At 61.0% G+C, this 24,029-nt stretch carries 23 protein-coding genes and 3 tRNA genes; 8 read left to right on the top strand and 18 right to left on the bottom strand.

What is annotated here, in order from left to right; genetic code table 11:
- Positions 1 to 26 precede the first annotated feature (26 nt).
- Positions 27 to 710, bottom strand: coding sequence for a TetR/AcrR family transcriptional regulator (locus ABWV89_RS01345; RefSeq protein WP_353393459.1), 684 nt, complete (start codon positions 708 to 710; stop codon positions 27 to 29).
- A 179-nt stretch (positions 711 to 889) separates the two neighbouring features.
- Here ABWV89_RS01345 and ABWV89_RS01340 point away from each other — a divergent pair, with 179 nt between their 5' ends.
- The 3 genes from ABWV89_RS01340 to ABWV89_RS01330 are packed head-to-tail and all read left to right on the top strand — an operon-like array spanning position 890 to position 4,009.
- Positions 890 to 2,428 carry a DNA-3-methyladenine glycosylase 2 family protein gene (locus ABWV89_RS01340; RefSeq protein WP_353393457.1) on the top strand — a complete coding sequence of 513 codons (1,539 nt, stop codon included), beginning with the start codon at positions 890 to 892 and terminating at the stop codon, positions 2,426 to 2,428.
- Positions 2,425 to 3,039, top strand: coding sequence for a methylated-DNA--[protein]-cysteine S-methyltransferase (locus ABWV89_RS01335; protein WP_353393455.1), 615 nt, complete (start codon positions 2,425 to 2,427; stop codon positions 3,037 to 3,039). Before ABWV89_RS01340 ends, ABWV89_RS01335 begins: the two co-directional genes overlap by 4 nt.
- Before the next feature lie 31 nt (positions 3,040 to 3,070).
- Positions 3,071 to 4,009, top strand: coding sequence for a DMT family transporter (locus ABWV89_RS01330; protein ID WP_353393453.1), 939 nt, complete (start codon positions 3,071 to 3,073; stop codon positions 4,007 to 4,009).
- Between the two features lie 94 nt (positions 4,010 to 4,103).
- Here the strand turns inward: ABWV89_RS01330 and ABWV89_RS01325 are convergent.
- The 9 genes from ABWV89_RS01325 to folC form a co-directional block, all read right to left on the bottom strand.
- A tRNA-Asp gene (locus ABWV89_RS01325) sits at positions 4,104 to 4,180 on the bottom strand.
- 57 nt (positions 4,181 to 4,237) lie between these two features.
- Positions 4,238 to 4,313 (bottom strand) — tRNA-Glu (locus tag ABWV89_RS01320).
- Positions 4,314 to 4,400: 87 nt separating this feature from the next.
- Positions 4,401 to 4,476: transfer RNA gene (locus tag ABWV89_RS01315), tRNA-Ala, on the bottom strand.
- Between the two features lie 106 nt (positions 4,477 to 4,582).
- Positions 4,583 to 5,965 (bottom strand): glutamate--tRNA ligase, encoded by a 1,383-nt coding sequence (gltX, locus tag ABWV89_RS01310; RefSeq protein ID WP_353393451.1) that lies wholly within the window; start codon positions 5,963 to 5,965, stop codon positions 4,583 to 4,585.
- A gap of 39 nt (positions 5,966 to 6,004) precedes the next feature.
- Positions 6,005 to 7,219, bottom strand: coding sequence for an O-succinylhomoserine sulfhydrylase (locus ABWV89_RS01305; protein WP_353393449.1), 1,215 nt, complete (start codon positions 7,217 to 7,219; stop codon positions 6,005 to 6,007).
- Positions 7,220 to 7,224: 5 nt separating this feature from the next.
- On the bottom strand, positions 7,225 to 8,730 hold the full coding sequence (gene purF, locus ABWV89_RS01300) for an amidophosphoribosyltransferase (RefSeq protein ID WP_353393447.1): 1,506 nt from the start codon (positions 8,728 to 8,730) through the stop codon (positions 7,225 to 7,227).
- A gap of 53 nt (positions 8,731 to 8,783) precedes the next feature.
- Positions 8,784 to 9,269 (bottom strand): CvpA family protein, encoded by a 486-nt coding sequence (locus tag ABWV89_RS01295; protein WP_353393445.1) that lies wholly within the window; start codon positions 9,267 to 9,269, stop codon positions 8,784 to 8,786.
- 30 nt (positions 9,270 to 9,299) lie between these two features.
- Positions 9,300 to 10,067 carry an SPOR domain-containing protein gene (locus ABWV89_RS01290; RefSeq protein ID WP_353393443.1) on the bottom strand — a complete coding sequence of 256 codons (768 nt, stop codon included), beginning with the start codon at positions 10,065 to 10,067 and terminating at the stop codon, positions 9,300 to 9,302.
- An 87-nt stretch (positions 10,068 to 10,154) separates the two neighbouring features.
- On the bottom strand, positions 10,155 to 11,525 hold the full coding sequence (folC, locus tag ABWV89_RS01285; RefSeq protein WP_353393441.1) for a bifunctional tetrahydrofolate synthase/dihydrofolate synthase: 1,371 nt from the start codon (positions 11,523 to 11,525) through the stop codon (positions 10,155 to 10,157).
- 56 nt (positions 11,526 to 11,581) lie between these two features.
- On the opposite strand from folC, the gene ABWV89_RS01280 reads away from it, so the two are divergent.
- A complete protein-coding gene (locus tag ABWV89_RS01280; RefSeq protein ID WP_353393439.1) occupies positions 11,582 to 11,926 on the top strand; it encodes an ArsC family reductase in 345 nt (114 codons plus the stop codon).
- Positions 11,927 to 11,953: 27 nt separating this feature from the next.
- Here ABWV89_RS01280 and ABWV89_RS01275 read toward each other — a convergent pair whose 3' ends face one another.
- Complete coding sequence (locus ABWV89_RS01275) at positions 11,954 to 14,386, bottom strand: sulfatase-like hydrolase/transferase (RefSeq protein ID WP_353393437.1); 2,433 nt, start codon at positions 14,384 to 14,386, stop codon at positions 11,954 to 11,956.
- Positions 14,387 to 14,518: 132 nt separating this feature from the next.
- Here ABWV89_RS01275 and ppnP point away from each other — a divergent pair, with 132 nt between their 5' ends.
- Positions 14,519 to 14,836 (top strand): pyrimidine/purine nucleoside phosphorylase, encoded by a 318-nt coding sequence (gene ppnP / locus ABWV89_RS01270; protein WP_353393435.1) that lies wholly within the window; start codon positions 14,519 to 14,521, stop codon positions 14,834 to 14,836.
- A 66-nt stretch (positions 14,837 to 14,902) separates the two neighbouring features.
- Positions 14,903 to 16,252, top strand: a complete 1,350-nt coding sequence (argG, locus tag ABWV89_RS01265) for an argininosuccinate synthase (RefSeq protein WP_353393433.1) — start codon at positions 14,903 to 14,905, stop codon at positions 16,250 to 16,252.
- Between the two features lie 18 nt (positions 16,253 to 16,270).
- Here argG and ABWV89_RS01260 read toward each other — a convergent pair whose 3' ends face one another.
- From ABWV89_RS01260 to murB, 3 genes are all read right to left on the bottom strand, one after another.
- Entirely contained in the window at positions 16,271 to 17,926 is a 1,656-nt protein-coding gene (locus tag ABWV89_RS01260; RefSeq protein WP_353393431.1) for a hypothetical protein, read from the bottom strand.
- Positions 17,926 to 18,513: an SRPBCC family protein gene (locus ABWV89_RS01255; protein ID WP_353393429.1), complete on the bottom strand. Its 588-nt coding sequence runs from the start codon at positions 18,511 to 18,513 to the stop codon at positions 17,926 to 17,928. The genes ABWV89_RS01260 and ABWV89_RS01255 overlap by 1 nt, the downstream gene beginning before the upstream one ends.
- A 91-nt stretch (positions 18,514 to 18,604) precedes the next feature.
- Entirely contained in the window at positions 18,605 to 19,657 is a 1,053-nt protein-coding gene (murB, locus tag ABWV89_RS01250; RefSeq protein ID WP_353393427.1) for a UDP-N-acetylmuramate dehydrogenase, read from the bottom strand.
- A 43-nt stretch (positions 19,658 to 19,700) separates the two neighbouring features.
- Here murB and ABWV89_RS01245 point away from each other — a divergent pair, with 43 nt between their 5' ends.
- On the top strand, positions 19,701 to 20,186 hold the full coding sequence (locus ABWV89_RS01245) for a YajQ family cyclic di-GMP-binding protein (RefSeq protein WP_353393425.1): 486 nt from the start codon (positions 19,701 to 19,703) through the stop codon (positions 20,184 to 20,186).
- A gap of 23 nt (positions 20,187 to 20,209) precedes the next feature.
- Positions 20,210 to 20,854, top strand: coding sequence for a retropepsin-like aspartic protease family protein (locus tag ABWV89_RS01240; RefSeq protein ID WP_353393422.1), 645 nt, complete (start codon positions 20,210 to 20,212; stop codon positions 20,852 to 20,854).
- A 21-nt stretch (positions 20,855 to 20,875) separates the two neighbouring features.
- On the opposite strand, the gene ABWV89_RS01235 is transcribed toward ABWV89_RS01240, so the two are convergent.
- The 4 genes from ABWV89_RS01235 to ABWV89_RS01220 all read right to left on the bottom strand — a co-directional run bounded on the left by ABWV89_RS01235 (position 20,876) and on the right by ABWV89_RS01220 (position 23,959).
- Positions 20,876 to 21,232 (bottom strand): RidA family protein, encoded by a 357-nt coding sequence (locus ABWV89_RS01235; RefSeq protein WP_353393420.1) that lies wholly within the window; start codon positions 21,230 to 21,232, stop codon positions 20,876 to 20,878.
- A gap of 42 nt (positions 21,233 to 21,274) precedes the next feature.
- Positions 21,275 to 21,922 (bottom strand): glycerol-3-phosphate 1-O-acyltransferase PlsY, encoded by a 648-nt coding sequence (plsY, locus tag ABWV89_RS01230; RefSeq protein WP_353393418.1) that lies wholly within the window; start codon positions 21,920 to 21,922, stop codon positions 21,275 to 21,277.
- 57 nt (positions 21,923 to 21,979) lie between these two features.
- Positions 21,980 to 22,471, bottom strand: coding sequence for an aminoacyl-tRNA deacylase (locus ABWV89_RS01225; protein ID WP_353393416.1), 492 nt, complete (start codon positions 22,469 to 22,471; stop codon positions 21,980 to 21,982).
- Positions 22,472 to 22,912: 441 nt separating this feature from the next.
- Entirely contained in the window at positions 22,913 to 23,959 is a 1,047-nt protein-coding gene (locus ABWV89_RS01220; RefSeq protein WP_353393414.1) for an aldo/keto reductase, read from the bottom strand.
- Positions 23,960 to 24,029: the final 70 nt, after the last annotated feature.

The raw sequence follows: 24,029 nt of genomic DNA, 5'->3' as shown, positions 1-24,029 counted from the left end.
AATCCCTCCCGCCACGTCGCAGAATGTTACGCCTGCAGCATCACCTCCCGAGCACAGCCAACATCGGAAGCCAGAGTGAGAAAGAGGCTGCGCTTGATCTGGCGGGCCACATCCGTTCGCTGTGGCCGTTGCAGGTTCAGCGCGTACTGGGCCGACACGCCTCGCAGCATGCCGATGATCATGACGGCCATGGCCTCCGGATCGATATCCTCACGGATCTCCCCCGTCTTTTTTCCGAGCCGGATGATGCCGGCCAGATAGTCGATGGACACATCGTTGAGCGCCAGCATGTCGGCCTTGAGCGGGCCGCCGGAAATCAGCGCCTCAGAAAACATGGCCACCACAGCACCCAAAGGCTCGCCCTTCTCGGCAACGTAGGCATCAACATAGTCCAGCACCGGCTGAATCCCGCCATTGGTCAAGCCCTCCGGCGGTAGCTTGCTTCGGTATACCTTGGCGATGTAGGTCGCCACCGCACGTAAAAAACGCTCTTTGTTGCCATAGTGATGGGCCACCAGTCCACGGCTATAGCCTGCGTGCACGCCGATTTCACTCAAGGTGGTGCCAGCGACGCCTTTCTGCCCCAGCAGTTTGACGGCACTGGCCAGCAGACGACTTTCGGCCTCTGCACGACGCTCTTCCTGGGTTCGACGACGCTCTTTGGTCTGTGGGCCACGCTCAACCAGTTCGGGTTCAATCAGGGAAGACATTGTTCTGCTACAAAAAGTATGAGTGGCCCGATACTATCTGCGTCAGAAAGAGGCAATTTAATCCCCCCCCGTTTGTCGGATTTTCATGCTTTCGGGTACATGATCTGCGTTCCATATCGCTCGAACCACATGTCCGAAAATGGCCAGACAGACATGATTCGGCGGCGTACCATGCCCCCATGTTGCCGAACAAAGCCCTCGCATCCGACCATGCAGCCTGCTATCAGGCGCTGTGCTCGAAGGACGCCAGCTTCGATGGGCGCTTCTTCGTCGCGGTGACGTCGACCGGCATCTACTGCCGTCCCGTGTGTCGCGTCCGGACGCCAAAGGCCAGCAATTGCCGCTTCTTTGCGCATGCGGCTGCGGCCGAAGCGGCAGGCTTCAGGCCTTGCCTGCGCTGCCGGCCAGAGCTGGCGCCAGAATATCGCCCCTGGTCGACAGAGGATGCTGGCTCGATACTCCTGCGACATGCGCTGCAGCTGATCAGAAGCCAATTGTCCGGCGCCCACACCCCCGACCTCCTCCAGAACCTCAGCCAGCGTCTGGGCATCAGCGACCGGCACCTCAGACGGATATTTGAAGCCCATCTCGGCGTATCACCTGCCCAGTACCTGCTGACCCAGCGACTGCTCAACGCCAAGCGACTTCTGGCAGATACCTCGATCAAGATTGCCGAGGTGGCTGCCGGAAGTGGCTTTGGAAGCGTGCGCCAGTTCAACAACGCCTTCGTCACCCGCTACGGAATGCGCCCGGGAGACATGCGCCGCCAGCAACGATCGTCCCCAGGGCCATCAAACACGACGCCCGTCGGGGCAGAGACGCGGCTTTTCTGGCGTCCTCCAGTGGCCATCGACCGCCTCATGGGGTTCTTGCAGGACCGCGCCGTGGCCGGCGTGGAAGAAGTGATGCAAACCGATCAGGGGTGGACCATCTGGCGATCTCTCACCGTCAATGGCCTGACGGGCCAGCAGCGAGGCTGGATCCGCGTCCAGGTGCCTCGGGGCAGTTGCGAAGTCCGACTGATGGTCAGCGATGGCCTGCAGGCACGACTCCCCGAAGTCACATGGCGTGTTCGCAACTGGCTGGATATCGATGCCGATCCTGCCGCCATAGACTCGACATTGGGCGCCGACTTTGTGCAGGCAGCTGCAGGACTGCGTTTGCCTGGAGCGATTGACGGATTTGAGTTGGGTGTGCGAGCAGTCATTGGCCAGCAAGTGAGTGTCAAGGCAGCCAGGACGGTTCTGGGTCGCCTGTGCGAAGCCCTTGGGCAACCCATCGAGACGCCTCACTCCTCGGTGCACCTGGGCTTCCCGACACCCAAAGACATCGGCAATGCCGACAGCGAGGTGCTGGGGCGCCTGGGTCTGACCCGGCAGAAGCAGACCGCTCTCAAGGCCCTCGCCCAAGCAGTGCTCTCCGACCAGCTGGACATTTCACCGTCGGCAGACGCTGCCTTGACGCACCAGTTGCTGGTCAGCTTGCCTGGTATCGGACCATGGACGGCAGGCTACATCGTCATGCGGGGTTTGCATTGGCCAGATGTCTGGCTGGAGGGAGACCTCGTTCTGCGACAGGCCTTGCGCAGTGCAGATGAGATGAAGACGGGTGAACAGCCAGCAGATGCCGCCCGCTGGGCACCATGGCGCAGCTACGCTGTCATGGCCACATGGAGTGGATTGTTGAAGACCGAAATGAAGCAGGAGTGCCAGACATGAGCAAGATGCCATCAGAGAGGCTGTGCTGTCGCGAGGTCCCCACGCCATTAGGCCCCGTGTGGATCGTCGCGTCCGAGCTTGGGCTGTGCGGTCTGTGGTTCACCGATCAAAAGCACGCCCCCGACGCCGATGAGCGCGCCAAGTGGAGCCCCGTGCCCCCCGGCCACGACTTGATCGACAAGACAGAGGCCGCACTGAACGCCTATTTCGTGCAAGACGTCCGGTTTCCCGGGTTCGAACTGCCGCTGGACCTCACTCGTGGCACGCCGTTTCAACAACAGGTGTGGAAAGCCCTTGTGCTAATCGAACCTGGAGCACATACCAGCTACGGCGAGCTCGCCAGGCGCCTGGGCAACCCAAAGGCCGTGCGCGCGGTCGGCGCAGCGGTTGGCCGCAATCCGGTCAGTATCATCGTGCCCTGCCACCGCGTGCTCGGTAAAGGCGGACAGCTCACCGGATACGCCGGCGGGCTCGACCGTAAACGTCATTTGCTTTCGCTTGAGGCACTCCGTCGGCGTGCAGATGCAGACGCAGATGCAGAGGGGCAAGAGATCTCAAGCGCTGCTTCCTCGCCAGTTCGTCACCCAGGTGTCAGCATTTCACGCGCATAGCGCTGGCAAAGCGACGACACTGAGTACCACTATGTCCGGGCGATTGATTGTCTATTTTGTGCTGCTGTCGGCAGCCTGGGGTTCCTCGTTCCTGTTCACCAAACTGGGCGCCCAGGAGTTTGGCGTGGTCGCCGCAGCGTTTCTCAGAGTTGGGATTGGCGCACTGTTCTTGCTGCCAGCCTTTCTGGTGCCGAGAATTCGACGGGACTTCCAGCGAAAGGCCTTGCCCATCCTGTTCTCTGGCATGCTCAATTCCGGGTTGCCGTTCGCTCTGTATGCATTCGCCGTGATGCACATTTCCACTGGCTTGACCTCCATCCTCAATGCGACGGTCCCATTGATCGGTGCGGTGATTGCCTGGTGGTGGCTCAAGGACCGGCCGGACAATGCGCGCATCGCAGGTCTGTTGATCGGCATGGTGGGGGTTGTCCTCCTCGTGCTGTTTCGCTCGACGTCGGGGCCTCTTCTGCCGACGGGTGACACTGCAGCAGCAGAAAACCACGACCTGATGGCCATGCTGGCCATGCTGGCCTGCATCGGCGCAACCACTTGCTACGGGTTTGCCGCCAGCTTTACCAAACGCTATCTCCAGGACGTTCACCCCTTGTCCGTGAGTTCGGGCAGTCTGGTGGGAGCATCACTGTTGCTCTCGGTGCCGGCCTGGTTCACATGGCCAGACGCCATGCCCAGCATGCAGGCCTGGGGCGCACTGGCCGTGGTCGGCATTGTCTGTACGGGACTGGCCTATGTGCTTTTCTTCAGCATCATCCAGACAGCGGGACCCGCCAAGGCACTGACGGTGACCTTTGTGGTGCCGGTATTTGCCCTGTTCTATGGCGTGGTGTTTCTGGGTGAGACAGTGAACCTGGGCACCTTGCTTTGTGGCCTGGTGATCGTTTGCGGCGTGGCGCTGGCCACCGGGATCTGGAAACCTCGCCGCCTGCTGGCAACCACACAGCCCCGGCAATGAGCGAAAAGCGGAGCCGCGCGTCGTAGCATCCCCTTCCGCATCCATGAGCAGGAAACAAAAAAGCCTCTCGACACAATCGAGAGGCTTTGATGACTGGCGGAGTGGACGGGACTCGAACCCGCGACCCCCGGCGTGACAGGCCGGTATTCTAACCAACTGAACTACCACTCCGCAGTGGCGTAGCTTTTGCCTCCAGCCGTTCAGCTGATGACCAAGTGCCACAAAACTTGGCGACCCTACGGGGATTCGAACCCCGGTACCCACCGTGAAAGGGTGGTGTCCTAGGCCTCTAGACGATAGGGTCAAAACCTTGGAACTTACCGAATTCGGCAGTATAACATTTTTTACACTGCCTTTTCTGGTCCGACAAACTTTTTTCAAAGTCTGTCAGTGGTGGAGGTAAGCGGGATCGAACCGCTGACCTCTTGCATGCCATGCAAGCGCTCTCCCAGCTGAGCTATACCCCCACGTTCGCCTCATTTATTGCAGAGTCTGGTTGTCTCTGCAACATCAGGATCATCAGATTGTCTCTGAATCTCCGCCTGCGGCAAGCCTCAAATTATAGAACAGATTTCAGGCTTTTTGCAATCTTTCCAAAACTTTTTGTTTTTCCTGCAAAGCGAGCACGGCATCAACTGAAGGCGTCTGTGGTGTGCCCATCACCAGCACACGCACCGGCATGGCCAGATGCGGCATCTTCAGACTGTGATCGGCCAGCACTGACTTGAACACTGCCCCGATGGCGTCCTTGTTCCAGTCACAAGACTGGAGGCGCTCACGCAAATCGGCGATGGCCGGCCTGATGGCGTCGGTCAGGTGTTTGGCTCGGTCTTCCTCGCTGGCCTGGACATCTGCGTAAAACGCCTTGGCCCAATCTGCCAGCGCAACCGTGGTGTCGCACCGGTCCTTGAACAGCGCACAGATGTCGGAGAGCCGATCGTCAGCGTCGATGCCGTGCCTGGCCAGATGTGCGGCCACCAGGGGCGCCAAAGCAACATCTTCCATGGACTTGAGGTGCTGGGCGTTCACCCAGCGCAGCTTGGCCTCATCGAACTGCGCAGCGCTGCGTCCCAGGTGATCGAGGTCAAACCAGGAAAGGAACTGCTCGCGACTGAAGATTTCATCGTCGCCGTGGCTCCAGCCCAGCCGCGCCAGGTAGTTGACCATGGCATCGGCCAGATAGCCCTCGTCACGGTATTGGGTCACGGCCTTGGCACCGTTGCGCTTGCTCATCTTCTCGCCCTGCTCGTTGAGCACGGTCGGCAGATGGGCATACACCGGCGGCTCTTTGCCCAGCGCCTTGAAGATATTGATCTGGCGCGGCGTGTTGTTGACGTGGTCATCGCCACGAATCACGTGGGTGATGTTCATGTCCATGTCGTCCACGACCACGCAGAAGTTGTAGGTGGGGGTGCCGTCCGGGCGGGCAATGACCAGGTCGTCCAGCTCAGCATTGCTGATCTCGATACGGCCTTTGACCTTGTCATCCCAGGCCACGACGCCTTCCCTGGGGTTCTTGAAGCGCAGCACTGGCTTCACGCCTTCTGGTACGGGCGGGAGTGTCTTGCCCTCCTCCGGGCGCCAGGTACCGTCGTAGCGCGGCTTCTCCTTGTTGGCCATCTGGCGCTCACGCAAAGCGTCGAGCTCTTCGACACTCATGTAACAGGGGTAGACCCAGCCTCGCGCCTGCAACTCAGCGAGCACCGCTTTGTAGCGGTCCATGCGCTGCATTTGATAGAAAGGCCCTTCATCGTGATCGAGCCCCAGCCACTTCATGCCCTCGATGATGACGTCCACCGCTTCCTGTGAAGAGCGCTCCAGGTCGGTGTCTTCGATGCGGAGGATGAACTCACCCTGGTTGGCGCGGGCGAATGCCCATGGATAGAGGGCCGAGCGAATGTTGCCCAGGTGGATGAAACCAGTGGGTGAAGGTGCGAAGCGCGTGCGTACGGTCATGTCGAAAAAATCTCGGGGTCCGTCAAATTTCAAACGGGATCAGGCAATGGTCGAGAGACCTCGGTCAATGTCGGCCTGTACGTCTTGCGGGTGTTCCAGCCCCACGGCCACGCGCACGAGGCCTTGGGTCACGCCGGCGGTTTGACGCTGGTCTTCCGTGAGACGACCATGGGATGTGCTGGCCGGGTGGGTGCAAAGCGTCTTGGTGTCGCCCAGGTTGGTACACAGGGACAGCACCTTCAGCGAGTCAAGCACATGGAAAGCTCTTGCACGGGCCTGGTCTGCACCGCTGGCCTTGACCTCGAAAGACAGCACCGCACCGCCCAAGCCTGACTGCTGCGCCATGGCCAGTTCGTGTTGAGCGTGACTGGCAAGACCGGGGTAGAAGACCTTGTTCACCATGCCATGGCCCGACAGCCAACGCGCCAGCTCCAGCGCTTTGGCAGACTGTGCCTGCATGCGCAGTTCAAGCGTTTCCAGTCCCTTGAGCACCACCCAGGCATTGAAGGGAGCAAGCGTCATGCCGCTGCTCTTGAGCACCGGCAAAAAGGTCTTGGTCACCAGCTCTTCGCTGGCACACAGCGCACCCGCCATCACCCTGCCCTGCCCGTCCAGGTATTTGGTTCCCGAGTGCATGACAATGTCAGCGCCCATGGCCATCGGGCGTTGCAACACGGGCGTGGCGAAGCAGTTGTCCACGGCCAGCAAGGCGCCGGCGTTGTGAGCGATGTCCGCCAGGGCCTGGATGTCGCACACATCGGTCAATGGGTTGGTGGGCGTCTCGGCAAACAGCAGCCGGGTGTTGGGCTTGACGGCAGCCTTCCATGCAGCGGTGTCGGTTTGCGACACAAAGGTCGATTCCACACCAAACTTGGCCAGGTCGGTTCCGATCAGCTTGATGGTGGAGCCGAACATGGAATGCGAACAGATGACGTGGTCACCGGCCTTGAGCAGGCCCATGCACATCATGAGAATCGCCGACATGCCCGACGCAGTGGAAATACACGCAGGCGCGCCCTCCATGGCAGCGAGCCTTTGCTCAAACGACGCCACCGTGGGGTTGCCATAGCGGCCATAGGTAAAGCCGTCTTCATCACCGGCAAACCGGTCGGCACTGGATTGTGCGGAAGGCTGCACATACCCGCTGGTCAGGTACAGGGCTTCCGAGTTTTCTCCGTACTGACTGCGCTCCGCAGCGGCCCTGACGGCCAGGGTATCGCGGTGCAAGCCCTCAGGCAGGGACGATTGACTCATGGCTCTCAGTTTTCCTGCGCGTTGGGCAATGAAAGGCGCGACGTGTCTTCCGAGTCTTCTTCGCTGCCCTGGTCCCGGCCCTGATTCAGGTTCTCAATGTCTTCCGGCGTGATGTCGCCTGTGACGTAGATGCCGTCAAAGCAGGATGCATCGAATCCGGCCAGGCCTGGATTGAGGCTGCCGATGGTTTGCTTCATCGCGTCGACATCCTGGTAAATCAGGGCATCGCAGCCAATGATCTGACGAATCTCTTCGATGGTGCGACCATGGGCCACCAGCTCCTGCGGCGTGGGCATGTCGATGCCGTAGACGTTCGGGTAGCGCACCGGCGGCGCAGCGCTGGCAAGGTAGACCTTGCGGGCTCCAGCATCGCGCGCCATCTGGACGATCTCTCGACTGGTGGTGCCGCGAACGATGGAATCATCCACCAGCAATACACTCCGGCCCTGGAATTCGCTGGCCATGACATTGAGTTTCTGGCGCACCGACTTCTTGCGGACCGATTGGCCGGGCATGATAAAGGTACGCCCGACGTACCGGTTCTTGACGAAGCCCTCGCGGTACAGCAGCCCCAGACGATGGGCCAGTTCCATGGCGCTTGGACGAGATGACTCGGGGATCGGGATCACCACGTCGATGTCTTTCGGGTCGACGTGCTTGACCAGTTCCTGCGCCAGGGTCTGTCCCATGTTCAGGCGAGCCTGGTACACCGAAATGCCGTCGAGCACGGAATCAGGGCGAGCAAGGTACACATACTCGAACACGCAAGGGTAGTGGCGAATCTGCTCAGCGCATTGCTGCATGTGGACATTGCCTTCCAGATCCACAAAGATCGCCTCGCCTGGCGTCACGTCGCGCACGCAATCGAAGCCCGAGCCTTCCAGCGTCACGGACTCGCTCGCCACCATGAAGCCGCCAGCCCCTTGCCCGAAGCACAGAGGACGAATGCCGTGCGGATCGCGGAAAGCGAGCAAGCCATGCCCGGCAATCAGCATGATGACTGCGTAGGAACCCTTGACGCGCTTGTGGACGCCTTTGACGGCCTCGAAGACGTCGGCAGGTTTCAGGGACACGCCTCGGGTGACGCGCTCCAGCTCGTGGGCCAGCACGTTGAGCAAGACCTCGGAGTCACTCTCGGTATTGATGTGGCGGTGATCCGTCTGAAACAGCTCCTGCTTCAGCGCCTTGGCATTGGTCAGGTTGCCGTTGTGCACCATCACCAGGCCGAAAGGTGCGTTGACATAAAAAGGTTGTGCCTCTTCTTCGCTGTAGGCGTTACCAGCCGTTGGATAGCGGACCTGACCCAGTCCACAGGTGCCAGGCAGGGCGCGCATGTTGCGCGTACGGAAGACATCGCGCACCATGCCTTTGGCCTTGTGCATGAAGAACTTGCGTCCCTGCTGTGTGACGATACCGGCGGCATCCTGGCCCCGGTGCTGCAGGAGCAGCAACGCGTCGTAAATCAGCTGGTTGACCGGTGCATGGCTGACCACACCGACGATTCCACACATGTTTGAACCTCAAACGAAAAAGCAAAAAAAGCAAACGCAGCCGGCCAGTTGCCTCAAGGCAACTGAGCAGCCACAACGTCAGGCAGCAGGGGTTTGACCGAGTACAAGGTCAAGGTCAGCATTTTCGCGCCGACCGACTCTTGCCACCAAACTTCTGCCACCAGTGGGGTCATGTTGATCACCAGCGTCAGGGCCAGCAGAATCACGGCCCCCCGGGCAACTCCAAATCCAGCACCCAGCACCCGGTCAATGGGTCGCAAGCCAACCGACTCGACCATCTTCTTGACCAGCCAGGCAACAAAACCGCCGGCAAACGCTGTGCCGACAAATACCAGCAAAAACCCGGCTGCAGTTTTCAGACCAGCCGATGCGCCCCCCATGGGCAGCCAACTACCCACATCGCCTGCGAAAGCCTGTGCCACGATGAAAGCTGCCACCCAGGCCAGAACCGACATGACTTCGTACACCAGTCCTCGCCAAAGGCCAATGACCAGGGATATCAGCAAAATCAGAATCAGCGCCCAATCGACCCAGTTCATGTGCTTTGAGACGGTCTGGAACCCAGCCGGTCAGAGTGTAAGCACCCTGCCTGGAAGCCCCAGCGCTTTGGCCTTGGCCGCCGCTTTTTCCGCACTGGCACGTGAATCAAAGGGCCCGAGGCGAACACGGGTGCGCTTTCCCGCGGCCGTGTTGACTGCCTGGGTATAGGTTTTCATGCCAGCGCTTTCAAGCTTGCGGCGCACGCGTGTCACGCTGCTGGCGTCGGCAAATGCACCCACCTGCACCACGTAGCGCTCGCTGTTAGGGCTTGAAGCTTCTTCAGGCTTGGGCTCTGGCGCAGGTGCAGGCTTGGGCGTGGCAGGTGGCTGGACAGGGGTCTTGGGCTTGATCGGAGCGGGTGCAGGCGGCACAGGTGCCGGGGCAGGCTCTGGCGCCTTGACAGGCTCGGCCCGAGGCTCTGGGGCAGCTGCAGCGGGGGGACCATCCTCGACGGCCTCTTCGCCGTCATCCAGGGTGGCGCGCTGGTCGGTGATGGGTGCTGCGTCGCCCCCATTGCCGGCATCTCGCCCGACATCATCGCCTGTCGACTGGCCATCGACCGGGCTTGAAGCCACAGCCGCGGCAGCGGGCTCACCGCGATCGGGAATTTCGATGGGCACCAGACCCGCGACGGGACGTGGCTGGGAGTCAAACAGCAGTGAGAAACCCACCACACCGATCAGCACCAGAATGGTGGCACCGATAAGGCGATGGCGGGCTCGGCGCCTGACGTCGTCAATGCTCTGCGCCGCCTGGGACGAGGCACCAGCCTTCGAACCGGATCGGGACTTCAACATGCGTGGGGAATCGGACACCGCTTTTTTGGGTCAGGCAGTTCGCTGGGAACAATGATCGGAACTGGCCCGATTTTCAGCCAGCGGGCTTCAGGCACCCGGCGGGTGCGCCGAGAGCCGGGGAATGCCGTTTTCCAGCACGCCACCCACGGTGTAGAAAGAGCCAAACACCACGATTCTATCAGCCGGGTCTGCCTCGGCGAGGGCCTGTGCCAATGCCGCCGTTGGCGTATCGAAACACCCTTTGACGGCGCCTGCCTCGGCCACAGCCTTGCCACCCTCGCCCGGCTGCAAAAGCAAAGCCTTCAGGGCTTCGGCAGTGGCTGCGCGCGGCACCGGAAGGTTGCACAGGTACCACGCATCGACCAAGGGACCTACCCGCTCCAGCATGGCGACAAGGTCTTTGTCTGCCATGGCACCCAGCACCACCCGGGTACAGGGGTAGAAGCCCATGTTGTCCAGGTTTTCGGCCAGGGCGGCCACGGAATGAGGGTTGTGAGCCACGTCCAGTACCAGCGCTGGCGCACCAGGCACCATCTGAAAACGCCCCGGCAGTTCAACGAGTGCCAGACCATTGCGGATGGACTGGGCGGTGACAGGCAACTGCGGCCTCATGACCTCGACGACAGCCAGAACCCCTGCAGCATTGACCAGCTGATTGGCTCCACGCAAAGCGGGATAGGCCAGCCCACTGTACCGACGCCCACCATGGGAAGGGTGCATGGCCCAGCCCCATTGCTGACGGTCACCGGCAAAATGGAAATCCCGCCCGATCAACCACGTATTGGCGTCGATCTCTCGGGCGCGATCCAGCACACTTTGCGGGGGCTGCGGATCGCTGATCACCACCGGGCGACCCGTGCGCATGATGCCGGCCTTCTCATAGCCAATGGCTTCGCGGTCAGTGCCAAGAAACCCCACATGATCGAGCGCCACGCTGGTGATCACAGCGCAATCAGCATCCACGATGTTCACAGCGTCCAGACGCCCACCCAGCCCGACCTCGAGAATCAGTACATCTGCGCCGGCCTGCGACAAGACCCGCAAAATGGCCAAGGTGGTGAATTCGAAGTAGGTCAGACTGATCGCGTCGTCGCCTCCTCGACCAGCCCTGGCCGACTCCACCAGAGAAAAGGCCGCGCACAGGTCTTCCGCCCGCACCGACTCCCCCACGATGCGGCACCTTTCTTCAAAGTGCACCAGATGCGGGGAGGTGTACACACCGGTCGAGTAGCCAGCCTCAAGGTAGATGGCTTCCAGCATGGCGCAGGTGGAACCTTTTCCATTGGTTCCCGCCACGGTGATCACTGGCGTATCGAGCTTCAGGCCCATGCGAATCGCCACAGCCTGCACCCGCTCAAGCCCCATATCAATGGCACTGGGGTGAATGCGCTCACAGTAGTTGAGCCACTGCGCGAGGCTGGCACTGGCCTCTGGGGTGTTCGGGGTCGCTGAAGTCATGCGCCAATTGTCCCACTCTCGCAGCGGCCTTGCCTCAAATGCAGGACAATCCGGACATGATCACTGTTTACGGCATTCCCAATTGCGACACCGTCAAGAAGGCCCGGACATGGCTGACCAGACAGGGTGTCGACCACCAGTTTCACGACTTCAAGAAGTCAGACCTCACCCCGGAGGTGCTCAATGGCTGGATCAAGGCCCTGGGCTGGGAAGCGCTACTCAACAAGCGGGGAACCACCTGGCGCAAGCTGGATGCGACCGAGCAAGCCTCGGTAACGGACGCAGCCTCAGCCCAGGCCCTCATGCTGGCCAACCTTTCCCTGATCAAACGCCCAGTTGTGCAATGGAGCGACGGCATCACTGTCGGGTTTTCTGAAGCGCAGTGGACTGATCGGGTCTGATCGGCATCCTCCGGCGGCTTCGCCAACTCAGCGCGCGGGCGCTGACGAACGTGCACCGGCGGACTCAATCTCCACGGCGACGGCGGACCCCGGCGGACCATAGTATTCCCGGTACCCGCCCTTGCCGTCGAAGAAGACGGCATAGGGCTGCCCCTCTGCAAGCCCTTCCCAATGTTGAAGAGGGGTTTGTTCCAGCGACCCCCTGATCAGGTCCGGCGCACAGGCATCGGCTTCAGCGCCAACCAGAAGGTGCAACGTGCTCCCCTGGCCAGACGTGGCCTGCTCCAGCATTTCGACGGCAGCTTCTGCCCCACCTTTGTGCTCCAGGCAATCCGACAGCAGAAGCTGGCGGACGGGCGCTCCATGCGCATCCAGCTCTACGACGTGAACGCCCGGCTTGAGCACCTGACGCCAGGCAGTGTCAGGCGACATCAGCATGGACTTTCCGGCACCTCTGGCCGAGCTCCGGACCAGGAGTGTCGACGCACGCCTCCCGCCACCCTCCGGCCATGCCGTCGCGAAGACCTGATCCGTTCCAAACTGCTTCCACTTGTCAGCTGCCGACTGCCTGAGCGCATAGGCGACCAGGTCGGGCGAAGCGGACGACAGATGCGCACGCAAGGCTGACGGGGCCACTGATACGCCTTCATCAAGCGTCTGCAGGTGAATCCTGGTGTCCCCCATGCGGCCGGCGGCCAGGCACACTCGCCCTCGCGGTGACTGCTCCGGCTCCAGAATCCAAGTCTGCTCACAATCATCCACCCATACAAAGTGCCGCCCAGGCGGACTGGCCAGAACTTGATCCTGGAGATTCCATTGCGCCGAGTCTGCCGATCGCAGTGCCAGCAAGGTAGCGTCAGCGTCGACCATCATGAGCACCGGCAACCGGACAGACCGGTCCCCCAGCGCCAGGCCTTGCTCGCCTGGCAGAAGGCGGATGCCTTCATCGAGCTGCGGCCGATCCCACAACGACGCATGAAAACGGTCATGACGAGACAAAAAAGCGTCGGTGTCGGCTTCCAGCTCTTCCGTCAGCGTCGACGCCTCACCTTCCATGGAATGGCCATATCCCAGCCTAAATGTCACCCCTGGGCCGCCCTGCGCCACCAGCCGCGCCATGACACTGGCACCGGCATCCAGCATCGAACCACTGCGGCTCACCCTGGATTCGCGCAGATCGCCGCCGTCGATGACGAGAAACAGATTCTTGCGGTCTCCCTGTCGCAACTGGTCAATCGCGGCATTGTTCATGGCCAGGTGATCGGAAGCGATGACAAAGACCGTGTCTTTCGCAGCCTCCGACTCCAGCAGGCGGTCCATGAGGCGACCAACCATGCGGTCCGCACACGCAACCGCGTTGAGCATGGCATTCTGACCGTCCCGGTACTTCAAGTCCTTGCAACTGGGCGTTTCATGACCAACCGGATGGTGCGTATCGAGGGTCAGGGTGAAGATGCCAAAGGGCTTGTCCGCCTTGGCAAGCCGGTGATACTCGGCCTCGACCAGACCGAAGAGGTCGTCGTCATAAATGCCCCATGCCGATCGAGCCCGCTCGGCAGGCAGCCGGCCCTGCAACTCGTGCAACCCATGCACATGGGAGAAACCGTGTGTGCGATAGAAATTGCCTTTGCCCGCAAACCCGGCATCAGCGCCACCCATGTAGTGCAACTCATAGCCGGCGTCTTTCAGCACGTCGCCCATGCAGCGTGCTTCCGGCAGAAACTGGTCCAGCGTCGTAGCGACACTGCTGTCGCCGGGAAGGACAAGAGGCAGGCCACACTGAGAGGCCACCATGCCGGCAATCGTCCATCCGGTGCCGTGCACTTGTCGCACATCGGTGTGGCTGGCACCCAGCTTTTCAAGTCGACTCAGGTTCGGCGCCAGACCTGGGAACAAGCGGTCATCCAGGTAAGTTCGCTCAACGCTTTCAAGGTAGATGTACACCAGGTTGCGTTGGGGCTTCACCGCCCTGCCGTCGGTGAACCCGGCTTGAGCCTGAAACACCGAGGGAGCAGGCTCGCCCTGGGCGGATACGGAGGCAAGCACCATTCGGCCGCCGGCCAGTGCGGCAGGATTGGCACCCAGCGCAGCCGCCAGCAAGCCCAGCCCCCACCACTGGGAAGCCAGCGACGAGTGCACGTTGTCGGATTGAGACCGCATGCGCCGGAACACGGACCAGGCCACCAGCAGGATGAGCAAGGACATCAGTGCCGCTGACGCCACCGGGAGCCAGTATTCACGCCAGCCAGTACCAGCCAGCCCGACTCTGAGATGAAACACCACCGCTTCATCAAACCCCTGACCGGTGAAATGATCCGATATGAGGTGCAGCACCGCCGCCACACTCCAGACCACCCATGCCAGGGACACGAACGCCGCCACCAGACGCGAGCGCCGCCGTCGAAGCAGCAGCGCCAGCGCGATCACCATCACCACCAAAGAAGCCAACAATACGGTCATACGCTGATCCTGACGTCTCGCGCCCGGATACCTGCATCCTTGTGCAACAAGGCCATCGATCTGACAAGAACGCCAGCGGTGGCCTCACCGAATACAATGGTGGGTTTGTCCCCTATTCCCAACAAAGCAACCATGACCACCGAGCTCATTTCCGGCGTCACCGTTTCCACCCGGGCCAGCGTCTACTTCGACGGCAAATGCGTCAGCCATGGCCTCACCTTCGCCGACGGCACGCGAAAATCCGTCGGCGTCGTCTTGCCCGCTACGCTGCGATTCAACACTGAAGCGGCCGAGGTCATGGAATGCACGGCAGGCGATTGCGATTACCGGCTGGCAGGCAGCGACGACTGGATCGCTGTCAAGGCAGGGGAGCAATTCTCCATCCCTGAAAACTCGTATTTTGACATCCGTGTGACGAACGCCTTTCATTACATCTGTCACTACGCCTGATACAAATAAGCGCGGGCCTGCAGGTTTCCAACCACAGCCCCAAGTCATAAGCCAACGGACTGAACCATGAGCACCATCCTGCAAAACCTCCCCAAAGGCCAGAAAGTCGGTATCGCCTTCTCAGGCGGTCTGGACACCAGCGCAGCCCTGCTGTGGATGAAGCAAAAAGGCGCTTCGCCCTATGCCTATACCGCCAACCTGGGTCAGCCTGACGAGCCGGACTACGACGCCATTCCACGCAAGGCAACGGAGTACGGTGCCGAGAAGGCTCGCCTGATCGACTGCCGGCTGCAATTGGCGCACGAAGGCATTGCCGCGCTGCAGTGTGGCGCCTTCCACGTCACGACTGCGGGCCAGACCTACTTCAACACCACCCCGCTGGGTCGCGCTGTGACTGGCACCATGCTGGTGGCGGCCATGAAGGAAGACGACGTCAACATCTGGGGGGACGGCTCTACCTACAAGGGCAACGACATTGAGCGCTTCTATCGCTACGGCCTGCTGACCAACCCGAGCCTGAAGATCTACAAGCCCTGGCTGGACCAGACCTTCATCGATGAGCTGGGTGGCCGCAAAGAGATGAGCGAGTTCCTCATCGCCAACGGCTTCGACTACAAGATGAGTGTCGAGAAAGCCTACTCCACCGACAGCAACATGCTGGGTGCGACGCACGAGGCCAAAGACCTGGAAGAGCTCAACAGCGGCATGCACATCGTCAACCCCATCATGGGTGTCGCGTTCTGGAAGGACGACGTTGAGATCAAGCGCGAGACCGTGACGGTGCGCTTTGAAGAAGGCCAGCCAGTGGCCCTCAATGGCAAGACCTTCGACAACCCGGTCGAGCTGATTCTGGAAGCCAACCGCATTGGCGGCCGTCACGGTCTGGGCATGAGCGACCAAATTGAAAACCGCATCATTGAAGCGAAGAGCCGCGGCATCTACGAAGCCCCCGGCATGGCGCTGCTGTTCATTGCCTACGAGCGACTGGTGACCGGCATCCACAACGAGGACACCATCGAGCAATATCGCATCAATGGCTTGCGACTGGGCCGTTTGCTGTATCAGGGCCGCTGGTTCGATCCGCAAGCCATCATGTTGCGCGAAACGGCCCAGCGCTGGATTGCACGGGCCGTCACCGGCGAAGTGACGCTGGAACTGCGCCGTGGCAACGACTACAGCCTGCTCAACACCGAAAGCCCGAACCTGACCTACGCGCCTGAGCGCCTGTCGATGGAAAAGGTGGAAGACGCGCCATTTTCGCCAGCCGACCGCATCGGCCAGTTGACCATGCGCAACCTGGACATCACCGACACGCGCGGCAAGCTGGGCATCTATGCCAACACCGGTCTGTTGTCGCTGGGCGAAGGCGCCAGCATGTTGCGACTGGAAGGTACTGACAAACCCGCCAAATCCTGAGCGGCAAGTTGGCTCTGATCAAAGGCCATGCCCGTGTTTTGCGGGTGTGGCTTTTTTCTCGGCCGTGCCCGGGCGCGGCAGCTCAAACCGGGACTCCATCAGATAAGGGTCATCGAAATGACGGCGACCGACAAAGGCGGTGGCGTGGTGTCCCCACTGCCGCTGAGCACCCGCACTGGGAATGCCCATCGGCCAGAACAGGAAACGCTCCAGGCGTTCACTGCCCGGGACCAAACCATCCGGTGCATAGGCGCTGGCAGTACGACCACTCGATTCACCACTCGGCGCAGGCACCGGCAGCGCTCTCAGTCCGTTCTCATCGATCAAACCGTAGCGAACCCCTCCCACGTCACCTGCCTCCGAAATGTCAGCCACCGCCACACGGGTCAGGTAGTGCGAGCCTGAAGCAAGGTGCAAGGCCATGCGCTGCCCCTCCTGCAGCACAGGCGCTTCACCTGGCATGAACAGCCACTCATTGCCTCGCTCACCCTCTGGCACCGGGCGCGGAAGAACGCCGCGAACCGGAAAGAACTCGTGATAGCAGCCACAGGCGTGGATGGTGTCGTAGACAAGGGGGAGCCCGCTCTCGTCCAGAGTCACGCGCCAAATGAAACCGTCAAACCGGCCCGCAAGAAGGTCCAGGCTCGACGTAGCCGGCCTCGACGAAAACCAGAAGAGGTAGTTGAGCTGCAGCATCACCTGCCCGCCCCAGCGGGTAAACGAAGCGCGGATGTACGCGACGGGCTGCATCACATCAACGAGCAGCTCGCCCTCTGGTGAAACGCGCATCGTGCCCGGTCGGTCGTCGTCAGTCGACACGTCCATTCGGAGAACCGGCGCGTGCCGCGTGAACAAATCACTGAGATCACCTGCGTCAAGGATAGGTACGCCGAGCGCATTGCGCGGCCACGGTGACGACGCCCGGGCCTGCCTGCCTGACAGGCCTGCTCCCGCTGGCTGTCCGACCGGCACATAGCGGGTCAATCCCTCGGGCATGGAGTCGGTCCCATCTTGTGCCACATCAAACGTGCGTTGCGTCTCTTCCTGCCACCGCCTCACCCCCGCAGAAAACGGCACACGACTCAATGGATAGGCACCCAGCCAACGCTGCCAATCCACATAAGCGTCTTTTGCCGCGCTGTTTTCCAGCATCGCTTGACGGGCCTCAGGTCGCGCAAGATCGGCCGCCAGCAATTCTCTGGAGCATCGCTCGATTCTCTCGGCACCACGCTCGTCCGGCGCTTGAGCATCCCGGCCCAGGGAAAGCAGCTCGTGGCGGTCGGCCAGGCTGAGTCTCGACCATTCGGCCTCCAGGCCTTCGCGTCCACGATCCGCCAGCATGGCAGCCCAGACTCGGAAGCTTGGATCATCCGTATCGAGTTCTTCGCGCCATGATGAAAGAAAGCGCGACGTTCGGGCATAGACAAACCCATCAACAGGCTGATCCTGGGCATCTCCTGCCTGCCTGGCTTTGACCATTTCATCCAGTGCGTGCATCCAGCGGCGACACGCCATCACAGTCGATCCGCCATTGACCTGTTCACCTGAACGACGTTCGGTAGCGGCGTCGAGTCCGACTCCCTCTCGCGTACCTGTCGACCCGCACGCTTGCAGCAGCGATATCAGAAGCAATGCCACCCAGGCAGCGCATCGCCTGCTCCGCTGACGCCCCATCAGAATTCCCCTCCTCGGGGTATCCGGACAGGTTTGTCTTCCGGCAGGGGGGGCAAGCCACGCCGCGCTCGCTCCCTGCGATTGACCTCTGCCACCAGGCCTTCAAACTGCATCCGGACATTGCGTTCCACCACTGAAGACGAGACCACGCCCGGAACAGCAAACGCAGGTTTGAGCTGACCCGACCACTGCACATGGGTCACGCCTGGGTGTTTTGCATCAGGCCACAAAGCGTAGGCACCCTCCAGATGTTCAAAATCGCCTTCCACCAGATTGACTGTGATTTTGTCGGGAGGGAACTCGCGGACTTTCACCACGACGTGCATGTCCACGGTGAACACCACGACGTCGATGTATCCGTTCTGCTCGACCACGATCCCGTCTCTGTCACGGCGAAGAATTCGACTCGAGCGCATGCCCGGCACCCAGGCGGCGGACCCGGCGTAATCCGTCAGCACTGCCCACACCAGGGGCATGGGCGCTTCCACGGTGGTTCGCATGGTGACCTGAACCATCTCGTCGACGACCCTGGTCTTGACCCTGACTGCCTCCGCATGAGCAACATTGGCCGACAACGCCAAGACCATGCACACCGCGACTTGGACAAGCCCCGACGCTACGATTCCCTGCGAGGCCCTGGCTGCAATTTTCATCACGGCAATCATGGCCATGAGCGGGTCACACGACCACAGGCTCCGGCTCCAGCCGGATCCCAAACCGCTCGTAAACACTGGTCTGTATGGCTTTGGCCAGGGTCATGACCTCACCCCCTGTGCAAGGGTGTTCCGCCGTGCCCTTGTTGATCAGGACCAGCGCCTGTTTCTCGTAGACACCTGCATGCCCCATCGTCTTGCCCTTCCAGCCGCAGGCGTCGATCATCCAGCCCGCTGCCAGCTTCACACTGCCGTCAGGCAAGGGGTAATGCACCACTTTCGGATCACGGGCAATGATGTCCGCACATTGCTCAGGGGTGACCGTCGGGTTCTTGAAAAAACTGCCCGCATTGCCGATCACGGCCGGATCGGGCAGTTTGGACCGCCGGATCTCGCAGACCCAGTCGAAGACCTGCTGCGGCGAGGGCACGGCGCCCGCCAGCTCCGCCACCTTTCGCTCCAGCTCAAGATAGCCCAGCTCCGGCTTCCATGGGCGCGGCAACCAGAAGCGCACTCTCGTGATCACAGCCCTCCCCGCCATCCCGAGGGAACGACTGTCGTCGGGAGCGTGCTTGAACACCGAGTCCCGGTAGCCGAAGCCGCATTGAGCGGCATCCAGGCTGAATGACCGCCCTGTCTCGAGGTCGATCCCATCCAGCGAATGGAACCTGTCCTGCAGTTCTACCCCATACGCGCCAATGTTCTGCACTGGCGCAGCGCCGACCGTCCCCGGAATGAGCGCCATGTTTTCAAGACCAGGCCAGCCCTGGGCCAGCGTCCATGCCACAAAGTCATGCCAGACCTCGCCAGCACCTGCCTCGACAAGCCAGCCCTTCTCTTGCGCATCAAGCAAACGGCGACCCTTAATCTCCATCTTGAGCACCAGGGCCTTCACATCGCCAGTGAGGACCATGTTGCTGCCACCGCCCAGTATCAGCCGTGGCGTCACCGTCCAGTCCGGCTGTGCCATCAGCGCCAGAAGGTCATCCTCGCTCGTGATTCGGGCGAGCTTCTGGGCACGCGCACTGATCCCGAAGGAGTTGTATGGCTGGAGGGAGACCTGTTTCTCGACTAACATAGGTCTATTCTCGCATTGCCGTCGCAGGAAAGGGTTTCTAAATATGCCGTCATTCGACACCGTTCTGGAAGCAGATTTCGTCGAAGTCAAAAATGCCGTGGATCAAGCGGCACGAGAAATCGGAACACGATTCGATTTCAAAGGCACGAGTGCCGCCATTGAACTCAAGGACAAGGAAATCACAATCTTTGGCGATGCGGACTTCCAGCTGCAGCAAATCGAAGACATCCTGAGAAACAAGCTGACCAAACGCGGCGTTGATGTTCGGTTTCTGGATCTCTCCGACCCCGAGAAGATCGGCGGCGACAAGGTCAAGCAGCTGGTCAAGGTTCGCAATGGTGTGGCGACCGAAGACGGCAAGAAGATCCAGCAGCTCATCAAAGGCAGCAAGATCAAAGTGCAAGCCGCCATTCAAGGGGACTCGGTTCGGGTCTCGGGCGGAAAGCGTGATGACCTGCAGGCGGCCATTGCCCTGATTCGGGATCAGATGAAGGACTTGCCTCTGTCCTTCAACAACTTCCGCGACTGATTCGCGGCATGGACAGAAGCCCCATGAAACGATTCGTGGCAGGCGCGACCATTGGAATGCTGTTGGCAGGCGGCGCCTGCGCGGAGAACGTTTCGTTGGCAGGTGTGCTTGGTGGCAAGGCGCTGCTGGTGATCAACGGCGCCCAACCGGCCTTGGTCAAACCAGGTCAGAAGCGCGACGGCGTCCGCCTGATCTCCGTCTCGGGCGATACCGCCACCATCGAATCAGGTGGAGAGAGAAAGCGCCTGCGCGTCGGAGAAGCGCCACTCAACGTCGGCGACAAGGAAAGCAGCACGAGTGACAAAGAGATCGTTCTGACTGCCGGTACCAACGGGCACTACACCTCACTGGGTGGCATCAACGGGCGGAGTGTGAGGTTCATGGTCGACACAGGCGCCAGCGCAGTGGTTGTCAGCCAGGATCGGGCACGCCGCCTCGGGGTCAAGCTCGACCCCACCAAGCGCGTTCGGGTCAACACGGCCAACGGCGTGACACTGGGCTACAGCGTGGTGTTTGATGAAGTCAGCCTCGGCAGCATCAAGGTGCGCAACGTCGAAGGCTACATCATCCCTGCCAACATGCAGTTTGCCTTGCTGGGCAACTCGTTTCTCAAACGCTTTGACATCAAGCAGAGCGCTGGTCAGCTGACCTTGGAAAGGCGATATTGAAGCGCCCCAGAGCGCCTGGCATCACTGCTGTGCTGCGGTGACCACGATCTCAATACGCCAGTCGGCATCGGCGAGCCTGGACTCAACCGTCGCCCGCGGTGGCGCAGTCCCGGGGACAACCCAGGCGTCCCAAACTTCGTTCATCGCGCCAATGTCGGCGATGTCTGCCAGAAAGATCTGGGCGCGAAGGATTCTGGACTTGTCACTGCCCGCCTCCAGCAAACGGGCTTCGACCTGAGCCAGGACATCTTCGGTCTGACCACGAATGTCGTGGTCCCCGCGTTCAGGCACCATCCCGGCCAGGTAGACCACCCCATTGAAAACGGCCGCTTCACTGTACCGAGCGGCCATACCGATGCGTTGAATGTTGTTGTTCATGGTCAAACGTGGTGTCGGGCTGGCTTGTGAGGAATGGCCAGCTCACTTCCCCAATTTTTCCGCAGCCTTTTTTCCACCAATTTTGCTTTCCGTGCCCGCGAGCAGGCGGTTGATGTTCTCAGCGTGGCGCCAGACCAGCAGTACAGCCATCACAGCCAGCACCAGAACCTGTTCGTTGGGGGCCTGCCAGGCCACTTTGTCACCAAACAGATAGAAGACGGCCGCAAATACGGCTGTCACGATCGACGCCAAAGAAGAATAGCGGAAAAAGTACGCAATGATCACCCAGGTGAGCAAGGATGCAAGGCCCAGCCACGGGTTGAAGCCAACGATGACGCCCGCGGCCGTCGCCACACCTTTGCCGCCTTTGAACTCGAAGAAAACCGGATAGAGGTGGCCGAGAAATGCGGCCAGCCCAACGGCGGCCACGGTCGAGGCCCCGAGACCGAACGATTCACCCCAAATGCCCACGGCAAACACCGGCAGCCAGCCCTTGATGGCATCAAGCAACAGGGTGACGATGGCAGCTTTTTTGCTGCCGGACCGCAGCACATTGGTCGCCCCCGGATTCTTGCTGCCGTAGGTACGCGGGTCGTTCAAGCCCATGACCCGACTGACCAGAACAGCGAATGACAGCGAACCGATCAGGTAAGCGGCCACAGTAGCAATATAGGGAAGAAATGTCTGCATGTTTTGAAGCCATCAGCGGGCGCCCCTGAACAGTTCGCCCGGCCAGTTCTTGAGCCTCTATTCTGCCAGTGCGCAGTCGACAGGCCGAGCACCCAGTTTTTCGGTCAGAACCAGCGGTGACAGGCTGACCAGAAAACCGCGGCGCCCGCCATTGATCCAGATACAAGGCAACGCCAGCACGCTGCGCTCCACCCAGACGGGCATGCTTCGTTTCAGGCCAAACGGCGACGTGCCACCCACCAGGTAGCCTGAATGTCGATTGGCCACTTCCGGCAAACAGGGCTGCACAGATTTCACACCAATTTGACGCGCCAACGATTTGGTGGACACCTTTCGGTTCCCATGCATGAGCACCGCCAGCGGGCGAGCCGACTCGTCCTGCATGATCAGCGTCTTGACCACTGCAAACGGATCAACGCCCAACGTGGCGGCACTGTGCTGCGCTCCACCATGCTCGACGTAGTCGTACGGATGCTCTGTGAATTCGACTTTCTGCGCCTTCAGCCACTGCGTGGCCGGCGTGGCCGAAACATGCGTCTTCTTTGCCATCAGCCGATTGTGCGACAAGCCAAGTGCCACAGGGAACCCAGGCCTGGGAGCGCCAACCCCACAACCCCCAGGCACTCGAAGGTCCGGCTTCGCCGGCCCAACGAGTGTGTCCCCCCTCCGGGGGGAAGCCGCGAAGCGGCGCAGGGGGGCCACTCTCTCTCACACCCAACTGCAAACCGCTATCACGCATGAGCGCAGAACCCGCAACCCTAAGGCACTCGAAGGTCCGGCTTCGCCGGCCCAACGAGTGCGTCCCCCCTCCGGGGGGAAGCCGCGAAGCGGCGCAGGGGGGCCACACTCTCTCTCACCCAACTGCAAACCGCTATCACGCATGAGCGCAGAACCCGCAACCCTCAGGCACTCGAAGGTCCGGCTTCGCCGGCCCAACGAGTGCGTCCCCCCTCCGGGGGGAAGCCGCGAAGCGGCGCAGGGGGGAGCCCTTTACTGCGCCGGGTCGCGCATTTCCCAGCGGATCGCGTCAATCGCCTTGAGCAAGTCCTCTGACAGTTCCACGTTCCACGCGTCCAGGCACTCATCCAGTTGGGCCATGGATGTCACGCCAATGATGGTGCTGGCCACGCGCCAGTTCCGGTAGCAGAACGCCAACGCCAACTGGCTGGGCGTCAGGCCGTGCTCTTTGGCCAGAGCGTTGTAACGCCTGGACGCCTCCAGCGCCTCCGGTCGGCCCCAGCGCTGCTTGCGCATGGAATCGTACAAAGCCATGCGACCATGATCTCCGACCAGACCGGTTTCGTCGTATTTGCCGGTGAGCAATCCGAAGCCCAGCGGCGAATAGGCCAACAGCGAGACATCCAGGCGATCGCAGGTTTCGTCCAGGCCATTTTCGTAGCTGCGATTGATCAGGCAGTAGGGATTCTGAACCGTTGCCACTCTTGGAAGACCGTATTGCTCGGCCACGCGCACAAACTCATGCACACCATAGGGCGTTTCGTTGGACAGCCCCACTGCTCGGATCTTGCCTTGCTCTGCCAGGGTGGCCATGGCTTCGAGCTGCTCCTGCACAGAAGCACACGGCTTGTTGCGCGCCGGGTCGTAGTAGAGCGCGCCAAATGCTGGTACGTGCCGGGCTGGCCAGTGGATCTGGTAGACGTCGATGACGTCAGTCTGCAAGCGCTTCAAGCTGGCTTCACAGGCCTCGATGATGCCTTCTTTGGTGATGGCAGGGCGCAACCACGGCATGCCACGGGCGGGACCCGCCACCTTGCTGGCCAGAATCACCTTCTCACGCCTGCCGGGGCTGGCGGCAAACCACGTACCCAGTATGCGTTCGGTCGATCCGCAGGTCTCTTCTCTTGCCGGAACCGAGTACATCTCGGCCGCGTCGAAGAAATTCACGCCACGCTCGATGGACCGGTCCATGATGGCGTGGGCATCGGCTTCATTGACCTGCTCGCCAAATGTCATGGTACCCAGGCAGATGGGTGTGACGCGCAGATCACTCTGGCCGAGCTGGATATCCGATTTCATGCTTGCATTTCCTCCAAAGGGTGATGAACCTTGCCCCGCCCGCCATACCAGGCAGCAGACAGGCGAACCT

Source organism: Hydrogenophaga sp. 5NK40-0174 (assembly GCF_040372165.1).
GTDB lineage: Bacteria > Pseudomonadota > Gammaproteobacteria > Burkholderiales > Burkholderiaceae_C > Hydrogenophaga.
The sequence above is the reverse complement of the archived record's forward strand: the minus strand, read 5'-3'. Positions and strand labels throughout refer to the sequence as shown.